8 protein-coding genes are annotated in these 7,735 nt (G+C 67.5%); 5 read left to right on the plus strand and 3 right to left on the minus strand.

The genetic code is table 11. From position 1 onward, the window contains the following. The 3 genes from ACESY8_RS19035 to ACESY8_RS19045 form a co-directional block, all read right to left on the minus strand. The coding region (locus ACESY8_RS19035) for a hypothetical protein (RefSeq protein WP_498794934.1) at nt 1–210 on the minus strand (210 nt) is incomplete at its 3' end. Then, complete coding sequence (locus ACESY8_RS19040) at nt 207–677, minus strand: RNA polymerase sigma factor (protein WP_039997293.1); 471 nt, start codon at nt 675–677, stop codon at nt 207–209. The genes ACESY8_RS19040 and ACESY8_RS19035, both read right to left, overlap by 4 nt. Nucleotides 678–831: 154 nt before the next feature. Then, complete coding sequence (locus ACESY8_RS19045) at nt 832–2,310, minus strand: carbon starvation CstA family protein (RefSeq protein WP_039997295.1); 1,479 nt, start codon at nt 2,308–2,310, stop codon at nt 832–834. A 322-nt stretch (nt 2,311–2,632) separates the two neighbouring features. Between ACESY8_RS19045 and ACESY8_RS19050 the strand changes: the two genes are divergently transcribed. The 5 genes from ACESY8_RS19050 to ACESY8_RS19070 all read left to right on the plus strand — a co-directional run bounded on the left by ACESY8_RS19050 (nt 2,633) and on the right by ACESY8_RS19070 (nt 7,563). Further along, nucleotides 2,633–3,385, plus strand: coding sequence for a sugar phosphate nucleotidyltransferase (locus ACESY8_RS19050; protein ID WP_009259174.1), 753 nt, complete (start codon nt 2,633–2,635; stop codon nt 3,383–3,385). Then, a complete protein-coding gene (locus ACESY8_RS19055; protein WP_498794935.1) occupies nt 3,382–4,194 on the plus strand; it encodes a M55 family metallopeptidase in 813 nt (270 codons plus the stop codon). Before ACESY8_RS19050 ends, ACESY8_RS19055 begins: the two co-directional genes overlap by 4 nt. A gap of 11 nt (nt 4,195–4,205) precedes the next feature. Continuing rightward, nucleotides 4,206–5,033 carry an NYN domain-containing protein gene (locus ACESY8_RS19060; RefSeq protein ID WP_007492371.1) on the plus strand — a complete coding sequence of 276 codons (828 nt, stop codon included), beginning with the start codon at nt 4,206–4,208 and terminating at the stop codon, nt 5,031–5,033. 102 nt (nt 5,034–5,135) lie between these two features. Then, nucleotides 5,136–5,510 carry a BlaI/MecI/CopY family transcriptional regulator gene (locus ACESY8_RS19065; protein ID WP_225123519.1) on the plus strand — a complete coding sequence of 125 codons (375 nt, stop codon included), beginning with the start codon at nt 5,136–5,138 and terminating at the stop codon, nt 5,508–5,510. Further along, on the plus strand, nt 5,503–7,563 hold the full coding sequence (locus tag ACESY8_RS19070) for a M56 family metallopeptidase (RefSeq protein WP_204682554.1): 2,061 nt from the start codon (nt 5,503–5,505) through the stop codon (nt 7,561–7,563). Before ACESY8_RS19065 ends, ACESY8_RS19070 begins: the two co-directional genes overlap by 8 nt. Nucleotides 7,564–7,735: the final 172 nt, after the last annotated feature.

The raw sequence follows: 7,735 nt of genomic DNA on the forward strand, positions 1-7,735 counted from the left end.
GGGGTTGGGGATGGGGGCGGAGCCGCCCAGCCAGAGCAGCCGCCCGCCCGCCACAGCCAGCACACAGCAGGCGGACAGCGCCGCCAGCCGGAGGGTCAGCCGCCGGGCGGGCCTGCGGGGGCGCGCCCCTTGCTCCGCCGCCTCCAGCACCCTTTGCCGGAGTCTGGCGGGCGCGGTGATACGGTCCATATAAGAGCGATAGTGCTTCATTCGTCTTCTCCTTTCAGCACTTGGCGCAGTCTGGTCCGGGCGCGGGTGAGGCGGGAGCGCACCGAGCCCTCCCGCAGGCCGGTGAGGGCGGCGATCTCCGCAGTCTGGTAGCCCTCATAATAATAGAGGTGGAGCACCGCCCGGTCCCGGGCGGGCAGGGCCTGCATAGCCTCCAGCAGCGCCCCCTCCTCCGGCGCGGCGGCGGGATAGGCGTCCAGCAGAGGGGCGGTGCGCCTCCGCCAGGGGGCGCGCAGGCGGCTCTTGCAGCCGTTTACCGTCACCCGCAGCAGCCAGGCCCGGGCGTGGGCCGGGCTCTCAAAGTCCGGGGCCTTTTCCAGACAGCGCAGAAAGGCGTCCTGCACCGCGTCCTCCGCCTCGTGGGCGTCGCCCAAAATGGCCAGGGCCGCGCGGTACAGCGTGGTTTCGTAGGTGTTGACAAGTTCCTCCAACCGGTTGGGGCCGTCCATCTCGGTTCCCCCTTTCACCCTATATACGCTTTGGAACGGCAAATTGTTGCAGGGGGTGTAAAACTTCATGCGCACAGGACCTTCTTTGCCCGGCAAAGGCGGAGCAAAAAAGACGCGGGACGGATACTTCCGTCCCGCGTCCGGCGGGTAAAATTCAGTTCTTGGCCGCGTGCAGCGGGGCCACGTCGTCCTTGCCGACGATGAGGGTCCGCCAGATGAAGATGCCCAGGAACAGGGCGGCGGCCACGATGCCCACCGGATAGGCGATGGCGGTGGACAGGCCCAGGCACTCGGGGGCCTGGAAGAAGTAGGTCACGGACACCGCGGACATGAAGGTGGCGGGCAGGGCCGCGATGAAGCACGCCTTGGGCGGATAGCCGAACTTGTGCAGGAACACGGCGCCGGTCCACAGCACGATCATGGCCAGGGTCTGGTTGGCCCAGGAGAAGTAGCGCCACAGCACGTCCCAGGGGAGGGCCAGGGCGATTACCGCGCCCACGGCCAGCAGGGGCACTGACAGGGCGGCGCGGGGGCCCACCTTGGCCTGGTCGATGTGGAACCAGTCGGCGATGGTCAGGCGGGCGGAGCGGTAGGCGGTGTCGCCGGAGGTGATGGGGCAAGCGATGACGCCGATCATGGCCAGCACGCCGCCCACGGGGCCGAGCAGGGTGGTGGAGATCTGGTATACCACGTCGCCCGCGCCGCCGGCGGCGATGGCGTTGGTCAGGCCGGTCATGCCGTCCAGCAGGGAGCCGTGGTTGGTGTAGAAGGTGACGCCGGCGGCGGCCCAGATCAGGGCGATGACGCCCTCGGCCACCATGGCGCCGTAGAAGATGGTGCGGCCCTGCTTCTCGCTGGTGATGCAGCGGGCCATCATGGGGGACTGGGTGGCGTGGAAGCCGGAGATGGCGCCGCAGGCCACGGTGACGAACATCATGGACCACTTGGGCAGGCTGTCGGGGTGCACCACGGTGAAGGCCGCGGCGGTCAGCTCCGGCATGTCGGAGCCGCGGGTGAGCACGATGGCCCCGCCGATGCCCAGGGCCATGATGATGAGGCAGATGCCGAACACGGGGTAGAGCTTGCCGATGATTTTATCGATGGGCAGGAAGGTGGCGATCAGGTAGTAGACCATGATGACCACCAGCCAGAACATGGTGCCCAGCATGTCGGGGGTCAGCTTGGCCAGCAGGCCGGCGGGGCCCACGGAGAAGTTGACGCCCACCATCACCAGCAGTACCACGGAGAACACCCGCATGATAAAGGTGATGACCTTGCCCATGTAGAGGCCCACAACCTCGGAGATGGACTTGCCGTCGTTGCGCTCGCTCATCATGCCGGACAGGAAGTCGTGGACGCCGCCGCCCAGGATGGTGCCGAAGACGATCCACAAATACACCACCGGGCCCCAGCAGGCGCCGGACAGGGCGCCGTAGATGGGGCCCAGGCCGGCGATGTTCAGAAGCTGTACCAGGAAGATGCGCCAGGTTTTCATGGGTACGTAGTCCACACCGTCGGGGTGAGCCACAGCAGGGGTGGGGCGGTCGTCGATGCGGAAGATCTTCTCGACGAGCTTGCTGTAGGTGAAGAAGCCGACGATGAGGAGCACCAGGCAGACAAAAAATGTAACCATCAGTGATTCCTCCTCAGACTGTTTGGCTCCGTGCCGCCGCTCAGTCCTGCACGGAACCGGCGGGAGCTGCGGCAGCATGCCGGCCGGCATGCACAGGGGGCCCGGGCCCCCTGATGCGCTGCTGCTCCAATTCCCCCAAAGCGGCGCGCGTGGGAAACGGCGCGCCTCTGCTAAAGCGCTTTTATTATAGTTCCCCGATGGGAAAAGTCAATGGCAAAATTGTATGAAATACGGTGGGATAATTGCAAAACAGAGGGTCCATGTGTTATACTAGCGATCAAATGAAGCTGAGAAATGCTTGAGAGAAACGAGGTTGAATACCGTGAAGAATGGAATCAAGGCGGTGGTTCTGGCGGCGGGCAAGGGCACCCGCCTGCGCACCGAGGGGGTGGATCTGCCCAAGGTGCTGCGGCAGGCGGCGGGCCGCCCTCTGCTGGGCTATGTGCTGGAGGAGCTGTCCTTCCTGGAGAAGGAGGACGTGGTGCTGGTGGTGGGCTACGAGCGGGAGAAGGTGCTGGCGGCCTACCCGGAGTACCCCCACGCCGTGCAGGAGCCCCAGCAGGGCACCGGCCACGCGGTGCAATGTGCCCGGGAGGCGCTTGCGGGCTTTGACGGCAGCGTGCTGGTGTGCTACGGCGACATGCCCCTCATGCGCCGGGCCACCTACGAGTCCCTCATTGAGACCCACAAGCGGGAGGGCAACGACTGCACGCTGCTCTCCGCCGTGTCCGACGAGGAGCTGCCCTACGGCCGCATCGTGCGGAAAAGCGACGGCTCCTTCTCCCACATCGTGGAGGACAAGGACTGTACCCCCGAGGAGAAGGCCATCCGGGAGCTGAACGTGGGGGTCTACGTCTTTGAGAGCGGCCCCCTGTGGGAGGCCATCGACCAGCTCAGGCCCAACAACGCCCAGGGGGAGTACTACCTCACCGACGCCCCGGCCTACATCCTCTCCAGGGGCGGCAGGGTGGGGGCCTGCCCCACCTGCACCGCCGAGGAGATGCTGGGGGTCAACACCGTGGAGCAGCTGGCCCAGGTGGAGGAGCTTGTGCGCCGCCGGGAGGGGTTGAAATGAGACTCTATCTGAGCGCCGACATCGAGGGCACCTGCGGCATTGCCGACTGGGCGGAGACCGAGCGGGCCACTATGGACGACTACAGGCCCTTTGCCGCCCAGATGACCGCCGAGGTGGCCGCCGCCTGCGAGGGGGCCGTCGCCGCCGGGGCGGAGGACATTCTGGTGAAGGACCCCCACGACTCCGCCCGCAACCTGGATGCGGCCCGGCTGCCCCGGCAGGCCCGGGTGCTCCGGGGGTGGACGGGCGACCCCCTGTGCATGATGGCGGGGCTGGAGCGGGGGGCCTTCGGCGGGGTGCTCTTCACGGGCTACCACGCCTGGGGCTGCTGCGGCGGCAACCCCCTGTCCCACACCATGACCACCGCCTGCGACCAGGTGACGCTCAACGGCGTCCCGGCCAGCGAATTCCTCATCAACGCCTATACCGCCCTGTACTTCGGCGTGCCGGTGGCCTTCCTGTCCGGCGACCGGGAGCTGTGCGCGTTTGCCCAGGACTGGCTGCCCGGCCTGGTGGCCGTGCCGGTGAACGAGGGCCGGGGCGGCGGGGTGCTGTCCATGCACCCCCAGGCCGCCGCGGAGGCCATCCGGGCCGGGGCGGAGGAGGCGGTGCGCCGCCTGCGCGCCGGAGGGGCGGGCATGTCCGTACCCCTGCCCCGGCGGTTTGCCGCCACCGTGCGCTACAAGGAGCACAAGGACGCCTACCGCCGCAGCTTTTACCCCGGCGCCCGGCTGGAGGACAGCAAGACCATCTCCTTTGCCGCGGAGGACTGGTACGAGGTGCTCCGGTTCTGCCATTTCGTGCTGTAAGGAGGGCAGTTATGTCGGAAGAGAGGGATCTCCGCCTGGCGGTGCTCATCGACGCGGACAACGCGCCCCGCTCCGCCCTGGGGGACGTGATGGCCGAGGTGGCGGTGTACGGCACCCCCACCATCAAGCGCATTTACGGGGACTGGACCACCCCCAACCTGGCCTCGTGGAAGCCTCTGCTGCTGGAGAACGCCATCACCCCCGTGCAGCAGTACGGCTACACCACAGGGAAAAATTCCACCGACTCGGCCATGATCATCGACGCCATGGACATCCTCTACACCGGCCAGGTGGACGGCTTTGTACTGGTGTCCAGCGACAGCGACTTCACCCGCCTGGCCATCCGCCTGCGGGAGGCGGGCAAGAAGGTGTACGGCATGGGGGAGAAGAAGACCCCAAACCCCTTCATTGTGGCCTGCGACAAGTTTGTGTATATTGAGGTCATCCGCTCCGCGGCCCAGCAGGAGCGGGCGGAGGAGGCCGCCCGGGAGGAGCCGAAGGAGCCGCCCAAGCCGGCCCGGCGCGCGGCCAGAAAGAAGGGGGCCGAGGCCGCCCCGGCCCCCGCGCCGGAGGCCGAGCCCCCCTCCAGGGTGCCCAAGGAGATCATCACCCTGCTGGCCGACTCGGTGGAGATGCTGGCCGACGAGGACGGCTACGCCCCCCTGGGCGAGGTGGCCAACCTCCTGGTGCGCAAGAAGCGGGACTTCGACCCCCGCAACTTCGGCTTCTCCAAGCTGAGTAAGCTGGTCAAGGCCCTGCCCCGGTTCGAGGTGGACGTCCGCCAGGGCGGCCAGTCCAACATGAAGCACTTCTTTGTCCGGGACAAGGAGCGGAAATAACAAGAGAGCGCGCCGGCGGCGCGCTCTTTTTTCTTGACAAAATGATAAGACAATTGTAAAATGAAAGTAAAAAGACAAATGTCTTATGAAAGGGTGAAAGCAATGGAACGGCTGCCGGATGCGGAACTGGAGGTCATGCAGGCCCTGTGGCGGCAGGAGAAGTACCCCGTCTCCTCCGCCGCGCTGATGGAGGAGCTGGCGGGGAGGCGGTGGCAGACGGCCACCCTGCTCAAGCTCCTCTCCCGCCTGGAGGAGCGGGGCTTTGTGAAGCGGGAGAAGGAGGGGCGGAATAACCTGTATACCCCCCTCGTCCGGCGGGAGGACTACCTGTCCGCCGAGAGCCGGGCCTTTCTCCAGCGGCTCCACGGCGGCTCCCTGCCCAGCCTGGTGGCCGCCCTCATGGACAGCCGGGCCATCTCCCGGCGGGATCTGGAGGAGCTGGAGGAGATTCTGAGAGGGGGGGACGGCGGTGCGTGAGTTCTTGTCCGGCCTGTTTGAGGTGAGCCTCACTATGGGGGCAGTGACCGCCCTGCTGCTGGTTCTGTCCCCGGTGTGGAAGCGCCGCTTCCAGCCCCAGTGGCGGTGCTGGGCGTGGCTGTTGGTGGCCCTGCGGCTGGCGGTGCCCTTCAACGAGAGCCTGCCCCGGGCCCCGGTGGTTCTGGAGGCCCCCGCCCCGGCGGCGGTGTCGGCGGCCTGGGTGGAGGAGGAGGGATTCCAGGGGGTGGAGCTGACCGCCCGGACGCTCCCGCCGGGAGAGGCCGCCCCGGAGGCCGTGGGGCGGGGGCTGTCCCTCACCACGGCGGAGCTGGCCTTCGCCGTCTGGGCCGCCGTGGCGGCCGGAGTGCTGGCGGGGCGGCTGCTCCGGTACGCCGCCTTCCGCCGGAGAACGGCCCGGTGGTGCACCCCGGCGGGGACGTATGAGGGGGTGCCGGTATACGCCTGCGCCCTGCTGTCCTCCCCGGCGCTGACGGGCCTGCTGCGGCCCCGCATCCTTCTGCCCGAGGGGGTGGAGGGGGAGCGGCGGGCCTTTGCCCTGGCCCATGAGGCCATGCACGCCCGCCGCCGGGATCTGTGGAGCAAGGCCCTGCTGCTGTGGGTGTGTGCCCTCCACTGGTTCAATCCCCTGGTCTGGCTACTCCGCCGGGCAGCGGAGCGGGATATGGAGATCGCCTGCGACGCCGCCGTGCTGGCCGGCCGGGACGGGGAGTGGCGGCGGAGGTACGGCGCGGCCCTGCTCTCCTTTGTGCCCGTGGGGCGGCCCGCCCCCCTGACCAGCCAGTTCGCCGGAGGCGCCCGGGGATTGAAAGAGCGGTTCCGCGCCCTGATGGATGCCTCCGCCAAGCGGCCCGGCCGGGCCGCCCTGCTCCTGGTGCTGTGCGCCGCCCTGCTGGGGGGGCCCCTGGTGGCCTGCCGAAGCGAACTGCCGGAGGAGACGAAAACGCCCGGCGACGCCTCGTTGGGAGAGGTGCCCGACCCCGCCGACCTGGCCGACGGCACCTACTGGGCCACCCTGTCCCTGCCGGACGGGTGGACGGCGGGGGAGGAGGGGACAGAGCTGCTCCTCTCCCTGGCGGAGGTGGACACAGACACCATGACGCTTCTGAGCGTGGCGCCTGAGAAGACGAGCCTCCCTGTGGCGGACGACGTCACATTGGGCAACCACGGCGACAGCGGCCTGGACAGCTTTTTGCAGTGGGCGGCACTCTCCTCCTACTGGCCCATGGTACTGGAGGCGGAGGTGGCCGGCGGCGAGATCACGGCGCTGACCTGGCATGACGCCAACCTGCCACTGGATCCGGATCCCCTGAGCCAGTGGGAGCAAAAGGCGGATCACCCCGCCTCCCACTATACAGGGCTGCCCGACGGCACCTACTGGGCCATTCCTATGAGCGCCACAGACTGGGAGGAGGCCGGGAAGCGCGGCAGGGAACTCTCTCTGAGGAGTGTGACGATGGATCCCGATACGATGACCGTCACCACCACGGATGGATTCTCCGGTATTTCCCTCCCTGTGGCGGAGGATGTGGTTCTGGGCGGCGGGGAAACAGAGCTGAGCGATTTCTTGAACCGGCCGGATTGGGGCACAGGGGCGGTGCTGGAGCTGGAGGTGACGGGAGGCAAAATCACCGCCCTGACCGCCTGGGAGGCGCGGTTCAGCGTGGAGGAGCTTGCCCCGGACGGGGACTATATCATCGGAAACCTGTACGATTTCAGGGCGGAGAACGCCAGTGGATTTCCAATCTGCTTCAAGGCGCGGATGTATGAAGTGGAGGAGGATACCTGGCGGGTGACAAATTTGATCGGGACTTCCACCTTCCGCGTGGACGAGGCGGATCTCTGCCGGGAGGATGGAACCCCCTATGAGGGGGGCGTTCTCTCCTTCCTAAATGAGTTCTGCGCCGATTCGGACGAGCTGCACCGGCGCTGGGGAGGCGGTATCTACCCCTTTATCAACCGCCTTACCCTGCAAGCCACCGTGCGCGGAGGATATATTACCTCTCTGACCCGCCTGCCCGAGCCGGAGTGGTGACGGCCGGGCGGCCGCCGGGGCCGCCCCTGCGGTAGGGGCGGGGCTTGTCCCCACCCGCCGTTTTACGCTCTGCCGACAGAGATCACAGAAGAAGAGGGCGGCCACGAGGGCCGCCCCTACTGGAAGGCGCACCGGCGGTAGGGGCGGGGCTTGTCCCCGCCCGCCGTTTCAC

Source organism: Clostridium sp. ATCC BAA-442, assembly GCF_964239415.1.
GTDB classification, from domain to species: domain Bacteria; phylum Bacillota; class Clostridia; order Oscillospirales; family Oscillospiraceae; genus Flavonifractor; species Flavonifractor plautii.